Raw genomic sequence first — 25433 nt, 5'->3', positions numbered from 1 at the left:
ACTCAACGGCGCAGCCTACTTTTTCCCTGGTGTTGGCGCAGAATTCGCGCACCCCGGTTTATCCGGGGTCATTTTTTGGGAGCGTTTGCAACCCAAGCTTTCAGAACGTCAACATCGTGCTGCCATTCTTGTTTCAACTCTTCAATCCATTCACCCACGTTTTCCGACCAGGCAGGTAAATCCGGTGACTGAATTTGCTGGGCAACTTGCTGCAAATGGCGCAACCCTACAGAACCTGCTGCGCCTTTAATCTTATGCCCCTCTTCCACGACCCCTTTCTGGTCGCGAGCCGTCATATTGGAGTCCAGTACGCTCAGGTAGCCCGGCATCATTTTTTCAAACATCGCCAGCCCATCAGTAATCAGTTTTGGCCCGACAAGATCCATATACTGCTCAAGCATGGGGATATCGAGCAATGCTTGCTGTTTTTCACTATTAACTTGAGGCACTTGAGACTCCTTCTTAGACTCTGACTGTTGGTTGTCCCAGAATTTTTGGATCATCGCCATTAACGCCGGAACCGAGAGGGGTTTGCTCAGCACATCGTCCATGCCAGCATCCAGATACTCTTTTTTATCTTTCAATACGTTAGCAGTCAATGCCACCAGCGGTGGTAAATCTTCACGCGCATAACGCGTGGTCAGTTGCCGGGAAATATCCAACCCAGTCATATCAGGTAACTGAATGTCTAAAAGCACCAGGTCATACTCACCTGGGGTGAATTTTTCCAGCGCCTCTTTACCTGTCATCGCAACGTCTACGCTGTTGCCAAGTTTCTCCAGCACCGAACGCGCAACAATCACGTTGAGTTCAATATCTTCCACCAGCAGGACGTGCAACGCAGGCAGCGGCATTTCGTCATCGTCGAGCGTGTCTTCGATTTCATCCGCAACGCGAGGAGCCTGAATGGTTAAGGCAAATAGCGAGCCTTCGCCCGGCTTACTGCTGACGGTAATATCACCGCCCATACTCTTCGCCAGGCGGCGCGACACCGCCAAACCAATCCCGGTACCCGTTGCCGGTTTACCGCCGTGGCTATCTTTCACCTGATAGTACATGGCGAAGATTTTGTCCTGCTCATCCTGCGGGATGCCAATGCCAGAATCCTGGACTTCAAAGCGTAAGGTATTTTCTTCTTCATAACGCACGCGCACCGAAACCAGGCCGCCTTTTGGCGTAAATTTCACGGCGTTGCTGATGAGATTCCAGAGGATCTGGCGCAGGCGTGTTCCATCAGTCACCACTTTATGTGGCAGCGGCAATGTCGGGTTCATTTCCAGCTTCAGTCCTTTTTGCTGCGCCTGCAAACCAGAAAGGTTTTCCAGGTCAGCAAGGAAACTGGTGAAATCGATTGGTTGGTTATCAAGCTGAACCTTGCGGCGTTCAAGCTTATCCATATCAATGATATCGTTGAAAATATTACCCAGAGTTATCGCTGAAACATGAATCGTTTTGAGATAATTGGTTTGTTCCGGATTAAGCTCCGTATCAAGCAATATGCGGCTTAAGCCGACGATACCGTTTAGCGGCGTACGCAGTTCGTGGCTGATGGTAGAAATGAAAGTGGTTTTATCGCGGCTGGCGCGTTCAAGGGCATCCTGATAACGCTTACGCTCGGTAATGTCGCGTCCAAAGCCCATTAAACCATGCCGTTTGCCGACCCGGTCGTAGTAGGGAACTTTACGGATTTCAAAGCACGCCTTACGGCCATCCGGGTAATCCAGCCATTGTTCGTAGGTCAGCGACACGTTATGACGGAACACTTTTTCGTCAGTTTCGATAACCTTCTGCGCCGCTTCTGGCGAATAGACATCTTCCGGTTTCAGGCTTATCAGCTGCTTCTCACTCTTACCGGTCAACAGTTCCATCGCGCGGTTACAGCCTGAGAATTCTTTGTCTTCGTTACGATAGAAAACCAAATCTGGAGAGGCATCGAGGAATGAACGCAAAAATGAAGATTGTTGCTCAAGCTGGATTTGCGTCTCTTCGCGTTCCTGCATCTCAACTTTGAGCTGCTCGAGCATCGTCTGACGTTCGTCTTCCGCTTTCACACGGTCAGCAATTTCCTGGTTCAATTGCGCAATATTATCTTTGAGTTGCACATTAAGTTTCAGATCACGCTCGCGCATCTCTTCGAGTTTTTGCACAAGCTTTGACAGCCGCTGCCTCGACTCTTCGAGTTGTTCAACGACCACAGAAAGGAAATAGACGGCCCATGGCGTAATTAACAGGCCAAAAAAGATGGAGCGCACAACATCAATGCTTTCAACCTGGCCGCGCAACAGCATCGTCACGGCCATTTGCACCACGATAGCCAGCACCACCAGGGCGGAGGCCAGCAACAAAGAGAAGCGCACTAATCCGAGCTTCACCATCAAATCAACGTAATATTGTGCCAGTAACCGGATTTGCTTCATGGAACGTTTCCCTCGCCTTCAATCTGCTAAATATACCGCAAAAAGATCTCACGCTCAGGATTTACAACAGAATTGTCGGGTTCCACGGGGTACCGAGTGCCGAGCCTTGCGTACCGTGCTCATTGAGATAGCTATCAATCGCCCCCATTCCGCTCCAGCGGTTCTCACACCACAGCGGTGCCAGCAACGTCGGTCGGCGGGCATTAGCCGAAATACGATGGAAGACGACATCAAGCGGAGTATGGCGAATCATCTCCCCGGCAGTTGTCGCATACTCTTCTAATTCAATCGCCTGCAAGCGCCCTGCCTGCCAGCTTTTAGCCATCGTGCTGCCACTAACAATGTGCAGAGGGTGGAGCTTGATGCCATCAACGCCGGTTTCAACCACTTTATCCAGCGTCTCCATGCAGTGCTCCTGCCCTTCACCCGGCAGGCCGACAATCAGATGGCTACAGACTTTCAGGCCACGTGCGCGAGCGCGGCGAGTGGTTTCCTGATAACAGGAAAAATCATGCCCGCGATTGATACGATGCAGCGTTTTATCATGCGCCGTTTGCAGGCCCAGTTCTAACCAGACCTCATAGCCTTTTTCATGATATTCACTGAGCAAATCCAGCACGCTATCCGGTACGCAATCCGGGCGTGTCCCGACGCATAACCCCACAATGCTCGCCAGACTGACAGCTTGTTGATACATCGAACGCAGCACCTGCACTTCTGCCCATGTGCTGGTGTATGCCTGGAAATAGGCAAGGTAGTGTTGAGCGCGATTAACGAGTTGCGACTGGCGCTCGAGTTGGTCGGCGATAGAGTGGTTTTGTTGGGCTTCATCGGCAAATGACGCAACATTGCAGAAAGTACAACCGCCACGGCCAATTGTGCCATCACGATTTGGGCAGCTAAACCCGCCGTGCAGCGTGAGTTTATGGACTTTATGACCATACCGACGCTGAAGATCGCCACCAAACATATTGACTAATTTTTGTAACTGCATAATCTGATGGGCCGCCCTGTCAAAGGGACGTAGCCTGCCATTATCTGCCCAATTTAGCGATGACCTGGATCAATCGCTCTGGCGCAGCTTTATCTATTGAATATAAATTCATAATTAGTGCAATTTTACGCATCTAAAAGATGATTACTTTTCCTTATGTTGACCCGCTATTTTTAAAGAATATGTGACCTTGTGAAAAACAGTGTCATACAACACGCGGAACCGCGTTGTTAGCATAAGATCCTGCCAATAACATCATTACCAGCATGGTCTGGAATTTTGCAGCCTCTCATACAGTGAGAGAGATCACATAACCCAAGCGATTTCCCTGCCGTCTAAATACGATAAAAATGATAATAAAATGTTTAATTTCATAATGTTAAATGTCATTTAGCACATATTCGTATAAATAAGAATGCCATTTGACCTGTGTGCGCTTTCCCGATAACTTGGAAATCCGCTGGAAGCTTTCTGGATGGGTTCTGTGCCCATCATATTTATGCAGTAATTAAGATTCCCTCTAAAGCAAGTCCTCAATACTTGTGCAACCGGATGCGTTAGACATAAAGAGGGCGACACGCGAGGTGAGCGTAGATGCGCAAACCCCGTCGCCATGCCCTTGCTGCGTCTGGACGCAATCGGTATCGGGAATCACGTAGAGCCTGGGGAGGTTCACTGATATGTTGTACGATAAATCCCTTGAGAAGGATAACTGTGGTTTCGGCCTGATCGCCCACATAGAAGGCGAACCTAGCCACAAGGTAGTGCGTACTGCTATTCACGCACTGGCCCGAATGCAACACCGTGGAGCAATCCTCGCCGATGGTAAAACCGGTGATGGTTGTGGCCTGCTGTTGCAAAAGCCCGATCGTTTCTTCCGAATCGTTGCGGAAGAGCGCGGCTGGCGTTTGGCAAAAAATTATGCCGTCGGCATGATTTTCTTAAATAAAGACGACGCTCTGGCGAGCGCAAGCCGCCGCATCGTTGAAGAAGAGTTGCAAAACGAGACCCTGTCGATTGTTGGCTGGCGCGAAGTGCCAACCAATGAAGACGTACTCGGTGAAATCGCCCTCTCCTCAAAGCCTCGCATCGAACAAATTTTTGTTAATGCCCCGGCTGGCTGGCGTCCACGTGATATGGAACGTCGCCTGTTCATTGCTCGCCGTCGCATTGAGAAACGTATTCAGGACAAAGACTTCTACGTCTGTAGTCTTTCAAACCTGGTCAATATCTATAAAGGTCTGTGTATGCCGGCAGATTTGCCGCGCTTTTACCTGGACCTGGCGGACTTACGCCTGGAATCAGCAATTTGCCTGTTCCACCAGCGTTTCTCCACCAACACCGTGCCACGCTGGCCGCTGGCTCAACCGTTCCGCTATCTGGCGCATAACGGTGAAATCAACACCATCACCGGTAACCGCCAGTGGGCGCGTGCGCGTACCTATAAATTCCAGACTCCGTTGATCCCAGACCTACATGATGCCGCGCCATTCGTTAACGAAACGGGCTCTGACTCAAGCTCCATGGACAACATGCTTGAGCTGCTGCTGGCAGGCGGGATGGATATCGTTCGTGCAATGCGTCTGTTAGTGCCACCGGCCTGGCAGAACAACCCGAACATGGACCCCGAGCTGCGTGCGTTCTTCGACTTTAACTCCATGCACATGGAGCCATGGGATGGTCCGGCCGGTATCGTTATGTCCGATGGGCGCTACGCCGCCTGTAACCTGGACCGTAACGGCCTGCGTCCGGCGCGCTACGTCATCACTAAAGATAAGCTGATTACTTGTGCTTCTGAAGTGGGGATCTGGGATTACCAGCCTGACGAAGTGGTAGAAAAAGGCCGCGTCGGCCCTGGCGAGTTGATGGTTATCGACACGCGTATTGGTCGCATTCTGCATTCCGCTGAAACCGATGCCGATTTAAAAAGCCGCCACCCGTATAAAGAGTGGATGGAGAACAACGTTCGCCGCCTGGTGCCGTTTGAAGATTTGCCAGACGAAGAAGTTGGCTCACGCGAGATGGATGACGATACGCTCGCAAGTTACCAAAAACAGTTTAACTACAGCAGCGAAGAGCTGGATTCTGTCATTCGCGTGTTGGGTGAAAATGGTCAGGAAGCAGTCGGTTCAATGGGTGACGATACCCCATTTGCCGTACTTTCCAGCCAGCCACGCATTATTTACGACTACTTCCGCCAACAGTTTGCGCAGGTGACAAACCCGCCAATCGATCCGCTGCGTGAAGCACACGTGATGTCTCTGGCGACCAGCATTGGCCGTGAAATGAACGTCTTCTGTGAAGCAGAAGGCCAGGCCCACCGCCTGAGCTTCAAATCGCCAATTCTGCTGTGGTCTGATTTCCAACAGCTGACCTCGCTTGAAGAACAGCATTATCGCGCAGACACGCTGGACATCACTTACGATGCTTCTGCTCAGTCACTGCACGAAACAGTTTCCGCACTGTGCGATGAAGCTGAGCGCATGGTACGCAACGGTACGGTTCTGTTGGTGCTGTCCGACCGTAACATCGCGAAAGATCGCCTGCCGGTTCCCGCGCCAATGGCGGTAGGTGCGATTCAGACTCGCCTGGTCGAGAAGAATCTGCGTTGCGATGCCAACATCATCGTTGAAACGGCAAGTGCGCGTGACCCGCACCACTTCGCTGTTCTGCTCGGCTTTGGCGCGACGGCAATCTACCCGTACCTCGCCTACGAAACGCTGGCGAAACTGGTTGATAACGGCGCGATTGAAAAATCTTACCGTGCAGTGATGCAGAACTACCGCAACGGCATCAACAAAGGGCTGTACAAGATCATGTCCAAAATGGGCATCTCGACTATCGCCTCTTATCGTTGCTCGAAACTGTTTGAAGCGGTTGGCCTGCATAAAGAAGTTTCTGAGCTGTGCTTCCAGGGCGTTGTCAGCCGTATTGGTGGTGCTGGCTTCAACGACTTCCAACAAGATTTGCTGAACCTGTCTAAACGCGCATGGCTCGCCCGCAAGCCGTTGGATCAGGGTGGCCAGCTGAAATACGTTCACGGTGGCGAATATCACGCTTACAACCCTGACGTGGTTCAGACGCTGCAAAAAGCAGTGAACAGCGGCGAGTACAAAGATTATCAGGAGTACGCGAAGCTGGTGAACGAGCGCCCGGTGGCAACACTGCGCGATATGCTCGCACTCGATCCGCAAGGTGAAACAGTCAGAATCGAAGACGTGGAGCCAGCCACTGAGCTGTACAAACGCTTTGATACTGCCGCGATGTCTATCGGCGCATTAAGCCCGGAAGCACACGAATCATTGGCAGAAGCAATGAACAGCATCGGCGGGAATTCTAACTCCGGTGAAGGCGGCGAAGACCCTGCACGTTACGGCACCAATAAAGTGTCCCGTATCAAACAGGTCGCTTCTGGTCGTTTCGGCGTCACTCCGGCTTACCTGGTGAACGCTGATGTCATCCAGATTAAAGTCGCGCAAGGTGCAAAACCAGGCGAAGGCGGCCAGCTACCGGGTGATAAAGTCACGCCGTATATCGCAAAACTGCGTTATTCCGTGCCTGGCGTTACGCTGATTTCGCCTCCGCCGCATCACGATATTTACTCTATCGAGGATTTGGCGCAGCTGATTTTCGACCTTAAACAGGTCAACCCGAAAGCGATGATTTCCGTCAAACTGGTTTCCGAACCAGGCGTTGGCACCATCGCGACCGGTGTGGCTAAAGCTTATGCCGACCTGATTACTATCGCCGGGTACGACGGTGGTACAGGTGCAAGCCCGCTGTCATCCGTGAAATATGCCGGTTGCCCGTGGGAACTGGGTCTGGTGGAAACACAGCAGGCACTGGTGGCAAATGGCCTGCGTCACAAGATTCGTCTGCAAGTTGATGGCGGCCTGAAAACGGGCTTAGACATCATCAAAGCCGCGATTCTCGGCGCAGAAAGCTTCGGTTTTGGTACCGGGCCAATGGTCGCGTTGGGTTGTAAATATCTGCGTATTTGCCACCTGAACAACTGCGCAACAGGTGTTGCAACTCAGGATGAAAAACTGCGTAAAAACCACTATCACGGCTTGCCGTTCAAAGTGACTAACTACTTTGAATTCATTGCTCGTGAAACCCGTGAGTTGATGGCGCAGTTAGGCGTGAAGCGCCTGGTCGACCTGATTGGCCGTACCGACCTGCTCAAAGAGCTGGATGGTTTTACTGCGAAACAGCAAAACCTGGATCTGTCGAACCTGTTAAAAACAGCCGAACCGATGCCGGGCAAAGCGGTGTTCTGCACCGAAAATAACCCGCCATTTGATAAAGGCGACCTGAACGCGCAACTGCTCGCTCAGGCGAAACAGTATGTCGATGACAAGCAGAGTAAAACGTTCTGGTTTGATATCCGCAACACTGACCGTTCAGTGGGTGCCACGCTGTCAGGTTATATCGCGATGCACAATGGCGATCAGGGTCTGGCAGCCGATCCGATTAAAGCGCATTTCAGCGGCACCGCCGGGCAGAGTTTCGGTGTGTGGAACGCAGGTGGTGTTGAATTGCACCTGACAGGCGATGCTAACGACTATGTTGGCAAAGGTATGGCAGGCGGTTTGATTTCCTTGCGTCCTCCGGTTGGTTCTGCCTTCCGCAGCCATGAAGCAACGATCATCGGCAACACCTGTTTGTACGGTGCAACCGGTGGCAAACTTTATGCTGCTGGCCGCGCAGGTGAACGTTTCGCCGTGCGTAACTCCGGAGCCATTACCGTGGTTGAAGGCATTGGCGATAACGGTTGTGAATACATGACTGGCGGTATTGTCTGCATCATCGGCAAAACAGGCGTGAACTTCGGTGCGGGTATGACCGGTGGTTTCGCTTATGTGCTCGATGAAGACGGCGATTTCCGTAAGCGTGTTAACCCTGAGCTGGTAGAACTGATCAATGTAGATGAGTTGGCCATTCACGAAGAACATCTGCGCGGTATGATCACCGAGCACGTTCAACTGACGGGTTCACAACGTGGTGAAGAGATTCTGGCAAACTGGCCGGCATTTGCCTCTAAATTCACGTTGGTTAAACCGAAGTCCAGTGATGTCAAAGCATTGTTGGGTCACCGTAGTCGTTCCGCAGCTGAGCTGCGGGTGCAGGCGCAGTAAGGGGATAAGATGAGTCAAAACGTTTATCAATTTATCGACTTACAGCGAGTTGATCCGCCAAAGAAGCCGCTTAAGATCCGTAAAATTGAATTTGTAGAAATTTACGAGCCCTTCTCAGAAGGCCAGGCTAAAGCGCAGGCAGATCGCTGCCTGTCGTGCGGCAACCCGTACTGTGAATGGAAATGCCCGGTACATAACTACATTCCCAACTGGCTGAAACTGGCCAATGAAGGGCGCATTATCGAAGCGGCTGAACTGTCTCACCAGACAAACAGCCTGCCGGAAGTATGTGGTCGCGTTTGCCCGCAAGACCGTCTGTGCGAAGGTTCTTGTACGCTTAATGATGAGTTTGGAGCCGTGACCATCGGTAACATCGAGCGCTATATCAACGATAAAGCGATTGAGATGGGCTGGAAACCAGACCTGACCGGCGTGAAACAAACCGGTAAACGCGTCGCGATCATCGGTGCTGGTCCTGCTGGCCTGGCATGTGCCGATGTATTAGCGCGTAACGGTGTGAAAGCGGTAGTTTATGACCGCCACCCTGAAATTGGTGGCCTGCTGACCTTCGGTATTCCAGCATTCAAACTGGAAAAAGAAGTGATGACTAAACGCCGTGAGATCTTCAGCGGCATGGGCATCGAATTCAAACTGAATACTGAAGTTGGCCGCGATGTTCACATTGACGACCTGCTGAAAGAGTTCGATTCGGTTTTCCTGGGCGTGGGGACTTACCAGTCAATGCGCGGTGGTTTAGAGAATGAAGATGCGACAGGCGTATTTGATGCCCTGCCGTTCCTCATCGCTAACACCAAGAAAATTATGGGCTTCGGTGATTCACCAGAAGAACCGTATGTGGATATGTCGGGCAAACGTGTTGTGGTACTTGGCGGTGGTGATACCGCGATGGACTGCGTGCGTAGTTCGGTTCGCCAGGGCGCAACGCACGTTATCTGTGCTTATCGTCGTGATGAAGAGAACATGCCAGGTTCTAAACGCGAAGTGAAAAATGCGCGTGAAGAGGGTGTTGAGTTCCAGTTCAACGTGCAGCCGCTTGGTGTGGAAGTGAATGCCAATGGTCGCGTGTCAGGCGTGAAAGTTGCGCGTACTGAGCTGGGTGCACCGGATGCCAATGGCCGCCGTCGTCCGGAAATCGTTGCCGGTTCTGAGCATGTTGTCCCTGCCGATGCCGTCATTATGGCGTTTGGTTTCCGTCCTCACGCCATGCAGTGGTTAGAAAAACACAGCGTTGAGTTGGATAGCCAGGGACGTATTCTGGCACCGGAAGGCAGCGATAACCCATTCCAGACCAGCAACCCGAAAATCTTTGCCGGTGGTGACGCCGTTCGTGGTTCTGACCTGGTGGTTACAGCTATCGCCGAAGGCCGTAAAGCCGCTGACGGGATCCTGAACTTCCTCGAAGTCTAACGAACTGAAATGCAAAAAAGCCCGGTGATATTAAAGTCACCGGGCTTTTTTATGCTCTTTATTTCACCGCTTTATGCATGACCCGACTCTTAGCCATGCCCATCTTAACTGCACCACTAAATGGTTTACCGTCAATGGCATCGTGCGTTCGCACCGCGTTTGGATGAATCCAGCGCTGAACTCGCGATGGCATATCCAGACCAATCAACAAGATAACCACAAATGTCAGGCTAAACGAAAGCGATGCCAGTGCAGTCCCTAAATCAAGACGTTGCGCAATAGTGGCCCCAATAATCGGAGCGAGTGCCCCGCCCAATGCGCCAACGTTATAGGTAAAACCAAGCCCCGCAGCACGCTGTTCAGTATCAAAGTAACCGCCAATCAACTTAGGCAAAATCCCTGAAATTCCCTGGCCTAACATCTGTTGGAAGAACAGCAGTAAACCCAAGACCCAGATATTCCCGCCGCCGATGGCGAAGACAGGAATGATCAGTAGTTGAGACACCAGCAGGCTACAGACATAGGCTTTACGTGTACCTAACCAATCCCCCAGGAATCCTCCCACGCAACAGCCGACAGCGGCCCCAAATCCGCTAAAGAATAGAACATGTGCCACAGTTGTTGGGTTGTAGGCCAGTTCCGTTTTCAGATAGGTTGGCAGCAAGGCCTGAATCGGCCAGGAGTAGAGGAAGGCAAAGAAAACGACGACCATCAAGGTCACACCGGTCGGCCAGCGCTTGCCGCTGCTTTGCACCATGAAGCTAATGAATATGGCGGCGCAGATTAAACCCAATGCTGCGACAAGTACCGCATTGCCAAGATTACCGGCAAAGCAGAAATACAGCGCTGTTGCGACGACAATGGTCAGGCCGATGTTTATAAACCGATGTTCGCCACGGTACAAAATGTCCACCATGGTTTTGGTCGGTTTTGTATCAGCAAACTTCTCTTTCCAGTCTTCAGCCTCAGGGATGTTTTTACGCAGCCATAACGCGAAAATAATGGGCAAAATACCGATGAAAAACAGTGCGCGCCAACCCCATGCTGGAACCACAACGCTATAGACCTGAGCGGCAATCACTGCGCCTACCGAAAAGCCGGATATCAAAAATCCGCTCGCTTTATTACGCAGATGTTTCGGCCAGCTTTCAATCACATAGGTCGCGCTGGAGCCGTATTCACCCGCCATACCCATACCAATCAGTAGCCGGGCCAGAAACATAGTAGTAAAACCAGGAGCGAAACCGCACGCCAGCGTCCCGAAAGAAAACAACACGATACTGGTTATCATGGCGAGTTTGCGGCCATAACGATCGCCCATCGCGCCTAATACCAGCCCACCAAACCAGCGCGAAATAAACGCCGCTGAGATAAGACTCGCCGCCTGAACGGTTGTCAGGCCAAATTCACTTTGAATTTCAGTCAGTACTAACGCTATCAAGACAAAATCAAAACCATCCAATAAGTAGCCAATCCATGCTGCTGAAAATGCTTTCCATTGCGGCTTAGTTAAATGGCGGTACCACGGGATCTGTTGGGCAGTGTTATTCATAAAGCACTCCCGGTGCGAGTTCGCAAAAACCCGCCCTCTGGTTAGGTCTGATTAGGTATGGTCTACGGCACCACGGTTTGCATATGCCATTCAGAGCGCGGCGCGTTCTTTCTGAAGCTGCGCCGCGAGTGCTTTAAGTTCAGGCAGATATTGCTCCTCAACCGGTGCAAAAGGTTTGCGACAAAGCGGCACTGCCAGCACATCCATAAAATGCAGAATTGTTTTCAGCCCGCGGAAAACACCGACTTTAATCAGCAAATCAATGACCTTGTTGCATTCACTTTGAAGCTGTCTGGCTCGTTGAACATCGCCTTCCTGTACGGCATTTTTAATTGCCATATATCGCCAGCCCATTACGTTGTAAGTGCTGCCAATACCGCCGTCAGCCCCTGCCAAAAGACCAGAGGCGAAGATCTCGTCATAACCGTTGTAGAGCACCAGATCCGGATGAGCACGACGGATCTGCTCCATCTGGTAGAGATCACCTGAGGTTTGCTTTAACGCCCCAACGCCCGGCAAGCTGATTAAAGTATCAATCTGTTCAAGCGAGAGCTTCACACCGCTCAGAGCGGGAATGTTGTAAACCACCATCGGCAGCCCACCCGACGAATCGATGACTGCGCGGTAGTGGTCGCAGTGTTCATTGAAGCTGAACGGATAATAAAACGGCGTGACCGCTGAGACGGCATCGAATCCATAGCGATGTGCGGCACTCGCCAGCGTCTGACTCTCATGAGTGCTGATACCCCCCACATGTGCAATTAACGTCACCTTGCCTTTCGCTTCTTCGGCGACAATTTCCAGCACTTGCTCACGTTCTTGTGTGGTCTGCAAAAATGCTTCGCCAGTGGAACCACCGACATAAAGGCCATCGATACCCTGCTCGATATTGAAACGAACCAGACGGCGCAAACTGTCGGTGTCGATCTGTTGTTGCGGGTTAAACGGAGTAAGCAATGCGGGCATCACACCGCGAAGATTCTGTGCCATAAACGCCTCTTTGTTGTCTGATATTCAAATGATACTGGATACCTTTATACCTGTTATACCAGATCAAAAAGTAAACACCACATATCGAAGAGGTCAGGATGAGATCTGGCTCATATGAAATAATGATGGGTGATCAGAAATTACTTACTTAGACGTGGGGAGGATCTCAAATTAGCGCAGCTATTTTTTTGTGGTGCGTTTACGGGGCGTGGGGTAATAGGAGGCGAAAACGCTTTTCAAATGAGCCTTTAATGCGCTGTCAGCAGCATCAGGATCGCGTGCCAGGATCGCATTATAAATTTCAATATGCTGCTGATAACTCACATTATTGTGAGCATGCAAAACATCCTGAGCAACCGTTGGACGCGCGGCAATCAACCAGTCGAGCAAGGCAACATGCACGGCCATGAAGATCGGATTATCAGGGATCTCTGCCAGCTCACGGTGGAATTCGATGTCGGATCGAATAAAGAGTTCGTTATCATCCAGAGCCTGATTATTCAGCTCAAGTGCTTTTGCAAGGCGAGCTATTTGTTCATCTGTCGCGAATTCAGCGGCATAGCGGACCAGGCTGGATTCAAAGAACATGCGTAGCTGTTCGAAATGCGCAATGCCGCCTGGCCGCGATAGGAAATCTTTTGCCACGCCAGATAACTCACCAATAATGGTATCTGCCGAAGGGCGGGATACGCGAGCACGCTCGCCATTACTGATTTGCACCAAACCTTTGCGTTTTAGTGCTGCCAGGGCTTCACGCACTGAAGGGCGTCCAACATTAAAAAATGCCATCAGCTCACGCTCAGACGGTAATTGCTCACCCTCGGCAAACTCACGTCTGCGAATCATCTGCTCAAGTTCTTCTTCCACCATTTCCGAGAGTTTTTTACGCGCAAGAGGACGACGACGCATCGTATGCCCGATGGTTTCTGTCATCTCAGATGGTTGCTCGTCAAATGTGCTCATAGCGTCGGGATTTGGCCGTTTTAGGAAAGAAGCATGACAAATAGTATTGTCGAATCATAACACAGCAAATCTTGGCTTACGTAAAGATGCAGTTGCCAGGTTTATTTAAGGCAATAAAAAGCCAGTCCTGAGACTGGCTTCGATTTGCATTTTTACTGGCAAGCTACGCGGATAATAACTCTGAATTACTTCACTACGCGCAGCGCCGGACGACCACCACGCGGAGGTGGCTCATTATCCGGGTCGTTGTCATCTTCATCGTGATCGGGGCGTGAACCATCAATCACTTGCATGACCATTTCTGAATCAGACGACAACTGCTCGTTATCATTATGACTTTCAACATCTTCGTCATAACTGGCTTCTGGCTCGAACATCGTGCCAGCGCCGTTTTCACGAGCATAAATAGCCAGAACCGCGGCCATAGGAACAAATACCTGGCGTGGCACACCACCGAAGCGCGCGTTAAAACGCACATCACCGTTGGCCAATTCCAGGTTTCCTACTGCACGTGGTGCAATATTCAGGACAATTTGCCCGTCGCGAGCATATTCCATAGGAACATGTACGCCAGGCAATGTCACATCCACCACCAGATGCGGTGTGAGCTGGTTATCCAGCAGCCACTCGTAAAAAGCACGAAGTAGATACGGACGACGTGGTGACAATTGTGACATATCCATCAATTAGCCCCGGGTTTGCAGACGCATTTCGCGCTCAGGCTCGGTCAGAGAAGCGAGGAATGAATCACGCTCAAATACGCGAGTCATATAACCTTTCATCTCTTTAGAACCCGCGCCTGTCAGCTCAATACCCATCTGCGGCAAACGCCACAGCAGTGGTGCCAGGTAGCAATCTACCAGACTGAACTCATCACTCAGGAAGAAAGGTTTCTGAGTAAATACAGGTGCGATTGCCAGCAATTCTTCACGTAATTGCTTGCGTGCAGCATCAGCTTCTTGAGCAGAACCGTTCATCACGATGTGCATCAGGGAGTACCAGTCTTTCTGGATACGATGCATGTACAGGCGACTTTCACCACGTGCAACCGGGTAAACCGGCATTAATGGTGGATGCGGGAAACGCTCATCAAGATATTCCATGATGATGCGGGATTCCCACAGAGTAAGTTCGCGGTCAACCAGTGTCGGTACGCTGTGATTTGGGTTGAGGTCAATCAGATCCTGAGGCAGGTTATCCGTTTCCACATGCTCAATTTCAACGCTAACACCTTTTTCAGCCAGGACGATACGTACCTGGTGGCTATAGATGTCAGTAGGACCGGAAAACAGCGTCATCACCGAACGTTTGTTGGCAGCGACAGCCATGAAAACCTCCAAGTTTATTCAGAAAATTACTGCTAATGGCCGCAGTAAGCGGCAACTAACCTGACCGTTTGATACCCAGATACGCCGGAAAACCACCAGTCGCCAGAAAACAAGGCGAAAACAACCGGATGCCGACCTTTGGGCAGAAAATTGGTTGATAGTTTACCAGATTTTACGGGTTTTGTGGGGAATGGATCTGGAATTCGTCTGAAACACATTCAACATCAAATAGTTAGCAACGCTAAATATAATTTTCAGGCATAAAAAAACCCGGTACAAGACCGGGCTTTTCGCGAATTGTATTCTGCAAAAGCAGAGGACAATTAACGTTTGGAGAACTGAGGACGACGACGTGCTTTACGCAGACCGACTTTCTTACGTTCAACTTCACGAGCATCACGAGTAACGAAACCAGCTTTACGCAGTTCGCCACGCAGGGACTCGTCGTACTCCATCAGAGCGCGGGTGATACCGTGACGGATCGCACCAGCCTGACCAGAAGTACCACCACCTTTAACAGTGATGTACAGATCGAATTTCTCAACCATATCAACCAATTCCAGCGGCTGACGAACTACCATGCGGGCAGTTTCACGACCGAAGTACTGTTCCAGAGAACGTTGGTTGATGATGATTTTGCCGCTGCCCGGTTTGATAAACACGCGAGCTGCGGAACTTTTGCGGCGACCAGTGCCGTAGTATTGATTTTCAGCCATTGCCATAATCCCGATTAAATGTCCAGAACTTGCGGTTGCTGTGCCGCGTGGTTGTGCTCGGTGCCCGCGTAAACTTTCAGTTTACGGAACATAGCACGGCCCAGCGGGCCCTTTGGCAGCATGCCTTTAACCGCGATTTCAATCACACGCTCAGGACGGCGGGCAATCATCTCTTCAAAGGTCGCTTGTTTGATACCACCGATGTGGCCGGTGTGATGGTAATACACTTTGTCAGTACGCTTGTTGCCGGTTACAGCAACTTTTTCTGCGTTCAGAACGATGATGTAATCACCAGTATCAACGTGCGGAGTGTATTCCGCTTTGTGCTTACCGCGCAGACGGCGAGCCAATTCAGTAGCCAGGCGACCTAAGGTCTTACCGTCAGCGTCAACAACGAACCAGTCGCGCTGTACGGTTTCTGGTTTAGCTGTAAAAGTTTTCATTAAAAGCTTACCCAATATATAGTTACACGTAGGTGTTCACCCAAACGTTTAAAATCAGTTCAAGGTTCACACGACAAAGTCCGGCAAACCTACCCCTTCGAATAGCCAATGCCAGCACGACCAAGTTTTGGGAAAAAAACTTTGGTTGTAACGTGGGGTCGCAAGATTATAGGGAAGTCGCCCCTAAAGGTCGAACCTTTTTGTAGTTTTTGTCACACTTTATGGTCACTCTGCATTCAAACTGCGGTTCACGGCATGTGCGACAAGCGTAAATACTCTTCACTTTGCATTTCTTGCAGACGCGACAGACAGCGCTGGAATTCAAAGCGCAATCTTTCCCCCTGGTAAATCTCGAACAGCGGAACCTGTGCTGAAACAACCAATTTGACGTGGCGCTCGTAAAACTCGTCTACCAACGCAATGAACCGCCGCGCTTCATTTTCGTTACGCGTGTTCATTACGGGCACATTAAATAGCATCACAGTGTGGAAGAGGCGTGAGAGCGCGATGTAGTCATGCTGACTGCGGGCGTCAACGCACAGCGTGTTGAAATCTACCGCCAGTGTCTGATTCTCCAACCCAAGCGTGGCTAACGGACGGTGGTTGATTTCGAGCACCGGTTCCCCTTCCCTCGCCGTACCTGCTAACGCGGCATAGAGTTTTTCCATCTGCTGCGCGGTTTCGTCGTTCAACGGGGAAAGCCAGAGGTGGGCCTGAGTCAGCGTTCGCAGTCGGTAATCAATGCCGGCATCGACATTCATCACCTCGCAATGCCGTTTAATCGCATCAATCGCAGGGATGAAGCGCGGGCGCTGCAAGCCGTTACGGTACAATTCATCAGGTGGAATATTAGATGTAGCCACCAGCGTGATCCCCCGCGCGAACAATGCTTGCATCAGCGTGCCAAGCAGCATGGCATCCGTAATGTCAGAGACAAAAAATTCATCAAAGCAAAGCACATCTGTTTCGGCTTTGAAGCGGTCAGCAATCACTTCCAGGGGGTCGGTTTGCCCCTGAAGCGCAGCCAACTCTTCATGGACACGCAGCATAAAGCGGTGGAAATGCAGCCGTAACTTGCGTTCGCCAGGTAGACTCTGAAAAAACATATCCATGAGCCAGGTTTTCCCGCGCCCTACTCCGCCCCACATATACAGTCCGCGAACCGATTCCTGGCTCACCGTGACATTACGTTTACCAAAGAGTTTGCCAAAGAAACCACCATTCACAGGCTCAGTCGGCTTTTGCTGGCTCAAAGCCTGCCAGATAGCGTCCAGCCGGGTTACGGCCTCGCGCTGAACGTCATCAGGTTGGTAGCTGCCCTCACTCAGGGCTTGTTGGTAGCGCAATGCAGGGGAGAGATTTTGCATGGTATTATGGTATTTCCTTAAAAATCGGATTGCCGTTTACTTAATGCTCAAAAAAGGACGGTTGTCGAAAAAAAGGCCGTTCTACCCTAAGCGATGCTGCGTCAGGATTCCACTTCTCTTAGGTTAACGGTTATAGTGGCTACATTACCCTACGGAAACACAAGACAACGGGAGAAGTTCATGACCTGGGAATATGCGCTAATTGGGTTAGTTGTTGGCATCATCGTTGGTGCAGTTGCTATGCGTTTTGGCAACCGCAAGCTGCGTCAGCAGCAGGCAATGCAGTACGAGATTGAGAAAAACAAAGCAGAACTTGAAGAGTATCGTGAAGAGTTAGTCAGCCATTTTGCCCGCAGCGCCGAGTTGCTGGACAACATGGCACATGATTATCGCCAGCTTTATCAACACATGGCAAAAAGCTCCAGCAGCCTGCTGCCTGAAATGTCAGCCGAAGAGAATCCATTCCGCAATCGCCTTGCTGAGTCTGAAGCCAGCAACGATCAGGCACCGGTGCAGATGCCGCGTGACTACTCTGATGGCGCATCCGGTTTGCTGCGTACCGAACGCGCAAAACGCGATTAATCACAAATCCAGAATATTTTCTTGGGGTACCGCTTTCGTACCCCAATCTCTCTCCAGCACAGCTATCATTTACTTGTGTTACTTCACTCTATAACAGCATTGTTACCCGGCTGATATTTCAATAACATCGGAGTGTTATCGGGTTTTCCTTTTCCAGGTTCAGGTCACGAGAGCAAGCCATCAATGAAGAAACAAACACTGTTGTTGAGTGCCTTAGCGTTAAGCGTCGGACTGACGTTCGGTGTGACATCTCAGGTGAATGCGGCGTTGCCAGCACAAATTCCGGGTCAACCGGCTTTGCCAAGCCTTGCACCAATGCTGGAAAAAGTTTTACCTGCCGTGGTGAGTGTTCAGGTAGAAGGGACTGCGGCGGCGCCTACCCAGAAAGTCCCGGAAGAGTTTAAGAAATTCTTTGGCGATGATATGCCTCCTTCAGAAGCCCAGCCTTTTGAGGGTTTGGGTTCAGGTGTGATTATTAATGCCGAAAAAGGTTATGTGCTGACTAACAATCACGTCATTAATCATGCCGAGAAAATCAGCGTGCAGCTCAATGATGGACGTGAATTTGATGCCAAACTGATTGGCGGCGATGACCAAAGTGATATCGCACTGATTCAAATTCAGAACGCGACAGGCCTGACTCAAATCGCCGTTGCCGATTCCGATAAGCTGCGCGTCGGCGATTTTGCCGTTGCGGTCGGCAACCCATTCGGCTTGGGGCAAACGGCAACGTCAGGGATTGTTTCAGCATTAGGCCGTAGCGGTCTGAACCTGGAAGGGCTGGAAAACTTTATCCAGACCGATGCCTCTATTAACCGTGGTAATTCCGGCGGCGCATTGCTGAACCTGAATGGCGAACTTATCGGTATTAATACCGCCATCCTCGCGCCAAGCGGCGGCAGCGTCGGAATCGGCTTTGCTATCCCCAGCAATATGGCGCAAACCCTGGCCAAACAGCTGATGCAATTTGGCGAGATCAAACGTGGCTTGCTTGGTATTAAAGGCACCGAGATGAGTGCTGATATTGCCAAAGCATTCAATCTGACCACCCAACGTGGCGCGTTTGTCAGCGAAGTCTTACCGCAATCGGGTTCAGCAAAAGCGGGGGTGAAAGCGGGTGATGTGATTACCAGCCTGAATGGTAAAACCATCAGCAGCTTTGCCGAATTGCGCGCAAAAATTGCCACCACTGAGCCTGGGACCGTAGTGAAACTGGGCTTGCTGCGCGACGGCAAACCACTGGAAGTGAGCGTTACGCTTGATAAGAGCACCGCCTCATCTGCGAACGCCGAGCTAATTATGCCAGCCTTGCAGGGCGCGACATTAAGCGATGGTCAGCTCAAAGATGGTACTAAAGGTGTCAAACTCGACAGCGTTGAGAAAGGCACACCAGCGGCACAAGCGGGCCTGCACAAAGACGATTTCATCATTGGTGTAAACCGCGAACGAGTTTCAAGCATTGCGGAGATGCGTAAGGTTCTGGAAACTAAACCCGACGTTATTGCTTTGCATGTGGCTCGCGGCGAAGAAAGTATCTATCTCTTAGTGCGCTAATCTGCTCAGTAATCGGACATCTGTGTACGATGTCCGATTAACTCATGCTATTCTGCTTCCGGCTTATTATTAACTAATACAAATCCATGTTTCTGAAGATATTACGCTCGGTGGTGATTGGCCTGATTGTGGCTGGCATATTGTTGGTATCCTTACCTTCGCTGCGCCAGAAAATCATCCCCTTAGCGCCCTCGAAGTTTGACAGTGCCGATGAAACTCCGCTGAGCTACAACACTGCGGTGCGACGCGCTGCGCCTGCTGTAGTCAACGTTTACAACCGCAGTGTCGGCAACAACTCACAAAATCAGTTAGAAATTAAAACCCTCGGCTCTGGCGTCATCATGGATGAACGCGGCTACATCATTACTAACAAACACGTTATTAATGATGCCGAGCAAATCATCGTTGCTCTGCAAGATGGTCGAGTGTTTGAAGCTTTATTGGTTGGATCAGATAGCCTGACTGATTTAGCGGTGCTGAAAATTAACGCCACCAATCTCCCTGTCATCCCTATCAATAATAAGCGCATGCCGCATATTGGCGATGTTGTGATGGCGATTGGTAATCCGTATAACCTCGGGCAAACCATTACGCAGGGGATTATTAGTGCTACCGGCCGTATTGGCCTTAGCCCTTCTGGCCGCCAGTCTTTCCTGCAAACGGATGCCTCGATTAACCACGGTAACTCCGGTGGCGCGCTGGTCAATTCCCTCGGCGAGTTGATGGGCATCAACACCCTATCGTTTGATAAAAGTAACGATGGCGAAACCCCTGAAGGTATCGGCTTTGCGATCCCGACTCAGCTTTCGACAAAAATCATGGATAAGCTGATCCGCGATGGACGCGTAATTCGCGGTTATATTGGCATTGGCGGTCGTGAAATTACGCCATTGCATGGCCCGGCAACGGGTATCGATCAAATTCAAGGGATCATCGTTAATGAAGTTACCCCTGATGGCCCGGCAGCAAAAGCAGGTCTTTTGGTGAATGACGTGATTATCTCCGTGAACCATAAACCGGCTATATCCGCATTGGGGACAATGGACCAGGTGGCAGAGATTCGCCCAGGCTCAGTCATTCCTGTTGAAGTGATGCGTGAAGATAAGAAGCTGACGTTGCAGGTAACAATTCAGGAATATCCCGCAACTAACTAATAAACAGTGAATTGCAGGCAATAAAAAACCGGAATCAGTGTTCCGGTTTTTTTTCGCTTAAGCGCAGGGTTTATTTGTTAACAAACTCTTCGCCAAGGGTAATGTCTTTCTTCAGAGTATCCAGCATGCCTTCCAGCGCCTGGTGCTCAAACGCACTCAGTTTGCCGTAAGACTTGTGCTCTGCGATACCGTTTTTGCCTAGCAGCAATGGCTGAGAGAAGAAACGAGCGTGCTCGCCGTTACCTTCAACATACGCGCATTCAACCACGTTGCTTTCGCCTTGCAGCGCACGTACCAGAGACAGACCAAAGCGTGCAGCAGCCTGACCCATTGACAGTGTTGCAGACCCGCCACCCGCTTTAGCTTCCACAACTTCAGTACCCGCATTCTGGATACGTTTAGTCAGGTCAGCAACTTCTTGCTCGGTGAAGCGTACGCCTGGGATCTGAGACAGCAATGGCAGAATAGTCACGCCAGAGTGGCCACCGATGACAGGGACTTCAATCTCGGTCGGCTTTTTGCCTTTCAGTTCCGCAACAAAGGTGTTGGAGCGGATGATGTCCAGCGTGGTCACGCCAAACAATTTGTTCTTATCGTACACACCTGCTTTTTTCAGCACTTCTGCTGCGATAGCAACCGTGGTATTCACCGGGTTAGTGATGATACCGATACAGGCTTTCGGGCAAGTTTTCGCAATCTGTTGAACCAGATTTTTCACGATTCCTGCGTTGACGTTAAACAGGTCAGAGCGATCCATACCTGGCTTACGAGCCACACCGGCGGAGATAAGCACGACATCAGCACCAACCAGCGCTGGTGTAGCATCTTCACCGCAGAAACCTTTAATTTTCACATCAGTAGGGATATGACTCAGATCGACTGCAACACCTGGGGTTACCGGTGCAATATCATACAGAGAGAGTTCTGAACCTGAAGGCAGTTGGGTCTTGAGTAGAAGGGCAAGCGCCTGGCCGATTCCGCCTGCTGCGCCGAGGACTGCAACTTTCATCCTAAACTCCTTATTATGGTTAGCAAATAGGTGCCGTAACTCCATGCGGTGGCGACCATAATCCAGAGAAGGGGTAATTACAATCTTCCCGCTTAAGGTTTGCGAAGTTACGCATTCCTGAAGCGTTACTGCTGCATTTACTCACCGGGTGGAAACGACGCCTGAGCGCCCGGTCACAACCTGATGTTGTCACATCAACGGCGGTTACATTACCCCTCCCTACGCAGCAAAACAACATCATTTTGATAACATTTGATTTACTTACCTACATATTTTCGAGTCGTGACGAAGGCATGTTCCTCGATAACAAAATTTGATAAAATCCGCCTCTTTCATAACATTATTTCAGGCTGACACCCTGCCATTAATTTGCATAATAATTCATTTAAATGCATAATAATGTTATCCTTGTTGACCTTTAAATGGGTAACCTATGCGTATTTCCTCAAAACAAGAAGAATTAGTCAAAGCATTCAAAGCACTATTAAAAGAAGAGAAATTCAGTTCTCAGGGCGAGATCGTCCATGCATTGCAAAACGATGGTTTTGAAAACATTAATCAGTCCAAAGTTTCCCGCATGCTGACAAAGTTCGGCGCCGTGCGTACCCGCAACGCAAAAATGGAAATGGTGTATTGCTTACCGGCAGAACTTGGCGTACCAACCACTTCCAGCCCGCTAAAAAATCTGGTGCTGGATATTGATTACAACGATGCTGTTGTTGTGATTCATACAAGCCCTGGTGCTGCGCAGCTCATTGCGCGCCTGCTGGATTCTTTAGGTAAAGCGGAAGGTATTCTGGGGACCATTGCCGGGGATGACACTATCTTCACCACCCCCGCGAAAAACTTCACCGTGAAAGAATTGTTTGAAGCGATTCTGGTGTTGTTTGAACAAGAACTGTAAGCGTTAATACGCCATTCCCGTTGTGACCGAACAACGGGAACAACACTTCTGTAACAATCCCCTCTGCTCACATCAATTGTCAGTAAATCCCGGTTTTACCTTCTTTCTAAGCCTAAATCTCGCTTGCATCAGCCAGTTATGTGATAAACCGCACAAAAAATCAAAGCCTGCCATCTCATTGTTTTTACTTATATTTAACATTAAAACAGCAATATAAACGACTTTTTAATAACTTTACGTAATATCAAAAGCCTCTATTATTGTAAAGTTTCATAGGGAATAGTTAGCAGGGTATTAATTTTTCGCGTGACTAGTGTATACTTGATTTTGTGATGAGGGTCACGAAACGAAGACCCCAATAAAAGAATACGACGAGGTAAAAATTATGAACATGAAATCAACTGTAGTTGCCGCTAGCCTGCTTTCAATGCTGTCATTTGGTGCTTTTGCCGCCACTTCGATTAACGCCGAACAAGCGCAGAACCTGCAACCAATGGGTTCCATTTCTGTAAGCCAGGTAGGTAGCGCACCAATGGATATGCACCAGATGTTGAATAAAAAAGCTGAAGAGCAAGGTGCTTCTTCTTACCGTATCACCGAAGCACGCTCTGGCGATGCATGGCACGCAACTGCTGAACTGTACAAATAACAGCCGTTAGCCATAAATAATAGTGATTTACCGTTTAAACAAAATGACGACCCCAAGAACAATAAATGCACTTAAGCCCTTCCGGTCGTTGAAAAACTTATTCAGGAGTAGACATCATGAAAACCAAATTAACCATCGCAGCACTTAGCCTTTTCTCCGTGATCTCTTTCGGCGCTAATGCAGCCGCACATCAGGTCACTAACGAACAAGCTCAAAACATGCAGTCCATGGGCAGTATTTCAGTAAGCCAGGTGGGTAGCGCACCAATGGATATGCGTCATGAATTATCACAGAAAGCGACTCAGGAAGGTGCCTCTGCTTATCGCATTACCGAAGCACGTTCGGGCGATACCTGGCACGCCACCGCTGAACTGTATAAATAAACCCTCGTCGTCAAGTCTGGCGACTTTGCCCCCGCTCGCGGGGGCTTTTTTATGGGTTTAAATCAGCGTTAGCCACGCACGTTGAACCGCAATTGCCCTTCCAGCTCCTCTTCCGCTTCGTCAAAAAGCAAAATCAAAGCGCCATACCGCCGCCTTTGCATTTCTGGTAGATGAACAAATTCAATCTCTATGGGAAGCGGCAAAATGCCTCCAACGACTACATCCCATAAACTGTCGAGATCGTGAACCTGTTTTTTCTCAAGTTGAAAAACCTGGATAAAGTGGCGATAGAATCCCGGCTGATCTTCTATCTGACTAAAATCAAAGGTGTATTTTTTCATAGATTGCCACCTAACCCATTCGCATTGTGGTGACTACAGCCCACCAATATGCAAGGTTTTGACTTCCAGAAACTCATCCAGACCTAACACGGAACCTTCCCGACCCAGTCCGGACTCTTTAACACCACCAAACGGCCCCAGCTCGGTCGAAACGGCGCATTCGTTGATACCAATCATCCCGCTTTCAATCGCTTGCGAGACGCGGAATACGCGAGCCAGATTCTGAGTATAGAAATAGGCCGCTAAACCAAATGGCGTGTTATTGGCTCGCTCAATCACTTCTTCTTCCGTTTTGAAACTGAAGCAGGCGGCCAACGGGCCAAAGGTTTCTTCCTGCGCGAGTTTCATATCATCGTTGGCATCCACTATCACTGTTGGTTGCCAGAAGTTGCCACCCAATTCATGGATCTTCCCGCCTACCAGCACTTTTCCGCCCTTCGCCTGCGCATCTTCAACATGTTCACGGACTTTATCGACCGCAGATTTTTCAATTAATGGCCCTACAACAACACCTTCTTCAAGGCCATTACCCACTTTCAGAGCTTTAACGGCATCCGCGAGTTTGTTGACGAACTGGTCGTAGACCTTTTCCTGAATAAAGAAGCGGTTAACGCTAACGCAGACCTGGCCTGCATTACGGAATTTATTCGCGACAGCCCCTTTCACTGCTTCGTCGATATCGGCGTCTTCAAAGACGATATACGGCGCATTGCCGCCTAACTCCATCGACACCTTTTTCATTGTTTCAGCGGCATTACGCACCAGGGTTTTTCCCACGGCGGTAGAACCGGTGAATGAAATTTTGCGAACGTCGCGGCTGGCCATAATCGCATCGCTAATTTCTTGCGTATTCCCCGCCACGGCGTTGAGTACACCATCCGGGACACCGGCTTTTTTCGCCAGAGCCAGCAAAGCAAATGCAGATAACGGAGTGTTATTAGCAGGCTTAATCACGCCGGTACAACCCGCGGCAAGCGCCGGGCCGAGTTTGCGAGTCAGCATTGCCATTGGGAAGTTCCACGGCGTAATAGCCGCAACAACGCCGATAGGTTCCCGGGTGGCTAAAATTCGCGAACCAGGTTTCGCAGGAGGAATAATTTCACCGTTTGCCCGCTTGGCCTGCTCGGCAAACCACTGGATAAAGCTTGCGGCATACTCGACTTCACCTTCCGCCTCTTTCAACGGTTTGCCTTGTTCGGTGGTCATTAAGCGCCCGAGCCAGGCTTTATTCTCAATAATTAACTGGAACCACTTATAGAGGATGGTGGAACGTTCTTTGGCGGTTTTTGCACGCCATGCCGGGAAAGCTTTAGCCGCAGCGGCAATCGCTTCTTCAGCCTCTTTTTTACCCGCTTTTGCCACTTTCGCGACGACTTCGCCGGAAGCCGGGTTGAGAACATCGAAGGTTGCGCTGAGTTTGCGCCATTCACCATTGACCAGATAACCGGTGTTAAATAATTCACTATCCTGGAGTGCCTGATTTGTCATAGTTTTCTCCTGTTATGAATTGGGCATCTGGTA

General features: G+C 50.1%; 21 protein-coding genes. 8 read left to right on the top strand and 13 right to left on the bottom strand.

Annotated elements, in window-relative coordinates; translation table 11 throughout:
• Window positions 1-68: 68 nt before the first annotated feature.
• On the bottom strand, window positions 69-2417 hold the full coding sequence (gene arcB, locus DY231_RS02425) for an aerobic respiration two-component sensor histidine kinase ArcB (protein ID WP_115627147.1): 2349 nt from the start codon (window positions 2415-2417) through the stop codon (window positions 69-71).
• A 61-nt stretch (window positions 2418-2478) separates the two neighbouring features.
• The gene (mnmL, locus tag DY231_RS02420) at window positions 2479-3411 is read right to left on the bottom strand and encodes a tRNA modification radical SAM protein MnmL/YtqA (protein ID WP_115627146.1); all 933 of its coding nucleotides are present in this window, start codon (window positions 3409-3411) and stop codon (window positions 2479-2481) included.
• 680 nt (window positions 3412-4091) lie between these two features.
• Between mnmL and gltB the strand changes: the two genes are divergently transcribed.
• On the top strand, window positions 4092-8549 hold the full coding sequence (gene gltB, locus DY231_RS02415) for a glutamate synthase large subunit (RefSeq protein WP_115627145.1): 4458 nt from the start codon (window positions 4092-4094) through the stop codon (window positions 8547-8549).
• 9 nt (window positions 8550-8558) lie between these two features.
• On the top strand, window positions 8559-9977 hold the full coding sequence (locus DY231_RS02410; protein ID WP_034498877.1) for a glutamate synthase small subunit: 1419 nt from the start codon (window positions 8559-8561) through the stop codon (window positions 9975-9977).
• Between the two features lie 58 nt (window positions 9978-10035).
• On the opposite strand, the gene DY231_RS02405 is transcribed toward DY231_RS02410, so the two are convergent.
• From DY231_RS02405 to zapE, 8 genes are all read right to left on the bottom strand, one after another.
• The gene (locus DY231_RS02405; protein WP_115627144.1) at window positions 10036-11529 is read right to left on the bottom strand and encodes an MFS transporter; all 1494 of its coding nucleotides are present in this window, start codon (window positions 11527-11529) and stop codon (window positions 10036-10038) included.
• 90 nt (window positions 11530-11619) lie between these two features.
• Window positions 11620-12519 (bottom strand): N-acetylneuraminate lyase, encoded by a 900-nt coding sequence (gene nanA, locus DY231_RS02400; RefSeq protein WP_115627143.1) that lies wholly within the window; start codon window positions 12517-12519, stop codon window positions 11620-11622.
• A gap of 180 nt (window positions 12520-12699) precedes the next feature.
• Window positions 12700-13482, bottom strand: a complete 783-nt coding sequence (locus DY231_RS02395; protein WP_115627142.1) for a transcriptional regulator NanR — start codon at window positions 13480-13482, stop codon at window positions 12700-12702.
• Between the two features lie 185 nt (window positions 13483-13667).
• Complete coding sequence (sspB, locus tag DY231_RS02390; RefSeq protein ID WP_034498881.1) at window positions 13668-14165, bottom strand: ClpXP protease specificity-enhancing factor; 498 nt, start codon at window positions 14163-14165, stop codon at window positions 13668-13670.
• 3 nt (window positions 14166-14168) lie between these two features.
• Window positions 14169-14810, bottom strand: coding sequence for a stringent starvation protein SspA (gene sspA, locus DY231_RS02385; protein ID WP_034498882.1), 642 nt, complete (start codon window positions 14808-14810; stop codon window positions 14169-14171).
• A 323-nt stretch (window positions 14811-15133) separates the two neighbouring features.
• Window positions 15134-15526 carry a 30S ribosomal protein S9 gene (gene rpsI / locus DY231_RS02380; RefSeq protein ID WP_034459799.1) on the bottom strand — a complete coding sequence of 131 codons (393 nt, stop codon included), beginning with the start codon at window positions 15524-15526 and terminating at the stop codon, window positions 15134-15136.
• 14 nt (window positions 15527-15540) lie between these two features.
• Window positions 15541-15969 carry a 50S ribosomal protein L13 gene (gene rplM / locus DY231_RS02375; protein ID WP_034459800.1) on the bottom strand — a complete coding sequence of 143 codons (429 nt, stop codon included), beginning with the start codon at window positions 15967-15969 and terminating at the stop codon, window positions 15541-15543.
• Between the two features lie 248 nt (window positions 15970-16217).
• Window positions 16218-17336, bottom strand: coding sequence for a cell division protein ZapE (gene zapE / locus DY231_RS02365; RefSeq protein ID WP_115627141.1), 1119 nt, complete (start codon window positions 17334-17336; stop codon window positions 16218-16220).
• A 180-nt stretch (window positions 17337-17516) separates the two neighbouring features.
• On the opposite strand from zapE, the gene zapG reads away from it, so the two are divergent.
• From zapG to degS, 3 genes are all read left to right on the top strand, one after another.
• Window positions 17517-17918, top strand: coding sequence for a Z-ring associated protein ZapG (zapG, locus tag DY231_RS02360; RefSeq protein WP_034498884.1), 402 nt, complete (start codon window positions 17517-17519; stop codon window positions 17916-17918).
• Between the two features lie 183 nt (window positions 17919-18101).
• The gene (gene degQ / locus DY231_RS02355) at window positions 18102-19472 is read left to right on the top strand and encodes a serine endoprotease DegQ (RefSeq protein ID WP_115627140.1); all 1371 of its coding nucleotides are present in this window, start codon (window positions 18102-18104) and stop codon (window positions 19470-19472) included.
• 86 nt (window positions 19473-19558) lie between these two features.
• The gene (gene degS, locus DY231_RS02350) at window positions 19559-20626 is read left to right on the top strand and encodes an outer membrane-stress sensor serine endopeptidase DegS (RefSeq protein WP_034498886.1); all 1068 of its coding nucleotides are present in this window, start codon (window positions 19559-19561) and stop codon (window positions 20624-20626) included.
• Window positions 20627-20696: 70 nt separating this feature from the next.
• Here degS and mdh read toward each other — a convergent pair whose 3' ends face one another.
• Window positions 20697-21635, bottom strand: coding sequence for a malate dehydrogenase (gene mdh / locus DY231_RS02345; protein ID WP_115627139.1), 939 nt, complete (start codon window positions 21633-21635; stop codon window positions 20697-20699).
• A 433-nt stretch (window positions 21636-22068) separates the two neighbouring features.
• Between mdh and argR the strand changes: the two genes are divergently transcribed.
• From argR to yhcN (DY231_RS02330), 3 genes are all read left to right on the top strand, one after another.
• Complete coding sequence (gene argR / locus DY231_RS02340) at window positions 22069-22539, top strand: transcriptional regulator ArgR (RefSeq protein WP_115627138.1); 471 nt, start codon at window positions 22069-22071, stop codon at window positions 22537-22539.
• Between the two features lie 385 nt (window positions 22540-22924).
• Window positions 22925-23188: a peroxide/acid stress response protein YhcN gene (yhcN, locus tag DY231_RS02335; protein WP_115627137.1), complete on the top strand. Its 264-nt coding sequence runs from the start codon at window positions 22925-22927 to the stop codon at window positions 23186-23188.
• 116 nt (window positions 23189-23304) lie between these two features.
• Window positions 23305-23571, top strand: a complete 267-nt coding sequence (gene yhcN, locus DY231_RS02330) for a peroxide/acid stress response protein YhcN (protein WP_034498889.1) — start codon at window positions 23305-23307, stop codon at window positions 23569-23571.
• Window positions 23572-23639: 68 nt separating this feature from the next.
• On the opposite strand, the gene DY231_RS02325 is transcribed toward yhcN (DY231_RS02330), so the two are convergent.
• Both DY231_RS02325 and DY231_RS02320 read right to left on the bottom strand, forming a co-directional pair.
• The gene (locus DY231_RS02325; RefSeq protein WP_115627136.1) at window positions 23640-23912 is read right to left on the bottom strand and encodes a barstar family protein; all 273 of its coding nucleotides are present in this window, start codon (window positions 23910-23912) and stop codon (window positions 23640-23642) included.
• A 33-nt stretch (window positions 23913-23945) separates the two neighbouring features.
• Complete coding sequence (locus DY231_RS02320; RefSeq protein WP_115627135.1) at window positions 23946-25400, bottom strand: NAD-dependent succinate-semialdehyde dehydrogenase; 1455 nt, start codon at window positions 25398-25400, stop codon at window positions 23946-23948.
• Window positions 25401-25433 lie beyond the last annotated feature (33 nt).

It is taken from the genome of Buttiauxella agrestis, assembly GCF_900446255.1.
Taxonomy (GTDB): Bacteria; Pseudomonadota; Gammaproteobacteria; order Enterobacterales; family Enterobacteriaceae; genus Buttiauxella; species Buttiauxella agrestis.
Note: the sequence above shows the minus strand (reverse complement) of the source record. Positions and strands in the feature narration are given on the sequence as shown.

Bases quoted from the DNA above. Each gene is read 5' to 3' on its own strand.
- gltB (WP_115627145.1), top strand. From the start codon at position 4,092: ATGTTGTACGATAAATCCCTTGAGAAGGATAACTGTGGTTTCGGCCTG.
- argR (WP_115627138.1), top strand. From the start codon at position 22,069: ATGCGTATTTCCTCAAAACAAGAAGAATTAGTCAAAGCATTCAAAGCA.
- rpsI (WP_034459799.1), bottom strand. From the start codon at position 15,526: ATGGCTGAAAATCAATACTACGGCACTGGTCGCCGCAAAAGTTCCGCA.
- DY231_RS02325 (WP_115627136.1), bottom strand. From the start codon at position 23,912: ATGAAAAAATACACCTTTGATTTTAGTCAGATAGAAGATCAGCCGGGA.
- DY231_RS02395 (WP_115627142.1), bottom strand. From the start codon at position 13,482: ATGAGCACATTTGACGAGCAACCATCTGAGATGACAGAAACCATCGGG.
- nanA (WP_115627143.1), bottom strand. From the start codon at position 12,519: ATGGCACAGAATCTTCGCGGTGTGATGCCCGCATTGCTTACTCCGTTT.
- mnmL (WP_115627146.1), bottom strand. From the start codon at position 3,411: ATGCAGTTACAAAAATTAGTCAATATGTTTGGTGGCGATCTTCAGCGT.
- degS (WP_034498886.1), top strand. From the start codon at position 19,559: ATGTTTCTGAAGATATTACGCTCGGTGGTGATTGGCCTGATTGTGGCT.
- zapG (WP_034498884.1), top strand. From the start codon at position 17,517: ATGACCTGGGAATATGCGCTAATTGGGTTAGTTGTTGGCATCATCGTT.
- yhcN (WP_034498889.1), top strand. From the start codon at position 23,305: ATGAAAACCAAATTAACCATCGCAGCACTTAGCCTTTTCTCCGTGATC.
- DY231_RS02320 (WP_115627135.1), bottom strand. From the start codon at position 25,400: ATGACAAATCAGGCACTCCAGGATAGTGAATTATTTAACACCGGTTAT.
- DY231_RS02405 (WP_115627144.1), bottom strand. From the start codon at position 11,529: ATGAATAACACTGCCCAACAGATCCCGTGGTACCGCCATTTAACTAAG.
- degQ (WP_115627140.1), top strand. From the start codon at position 18,102: ATGAAGAAACAAACACTGTTGTTGAGTGCCTTAGCGTTAAGCGTCGGA.
- zapE (WP_115627141.1), bottom strand. From the start codon at position 17,336: ATGCAAAATCTCTCCCCTGCATTGCGCTACCAACAAGCCCTGAGTGAG.
- sspB (WP_034498881.1), bottom strand. From the start codon at position 14,165: ATGGATATGTCACAATTGTCACCACGTCGTCCGTATCTACTTCGTGCT.
- sspA (WP_034498882.1), bottom strand. From the start codon at position 14,810: ATGGCTGTCGCTGCCAACAAACGTTCGGTGATGACGCTGTTTTCCGGT.
- rplM (WP_034459800.1), bottom strand. From the start codon at position 15,969: ATGAAAACTTTTACAGCTAAACCAGAAACCGTACAGCGCGACTGGTTC.
- DY231_RS02410 (WP_034498877.1), top strand. From the start codon at position 8,559: ATGAGTCAAAACGTTTATCAATTTATCGACTTACAGCGAGTTGATCCG.
- yhcN (WP_115627137.1), top strand. From the start codon at position 22,925: ATGAACATGAAATCAACTGTAGTTGCCGCTAGCCTGCTTTCAATGCTG.
- mdh (WP_115627139.1), bottom strand. From the start codon at position 21,635: ATGAAAGTTGCAGTCCTCGGCGCAGCAGGCGGAATCGGCCAGGCGCTT.
- arcB (WP_115627147.1), bottom strand. From the start codon at position 2,417: ATGAAGCAAATCCGGTTACTGGCACAATATTACGTTGATTTGATGGTG.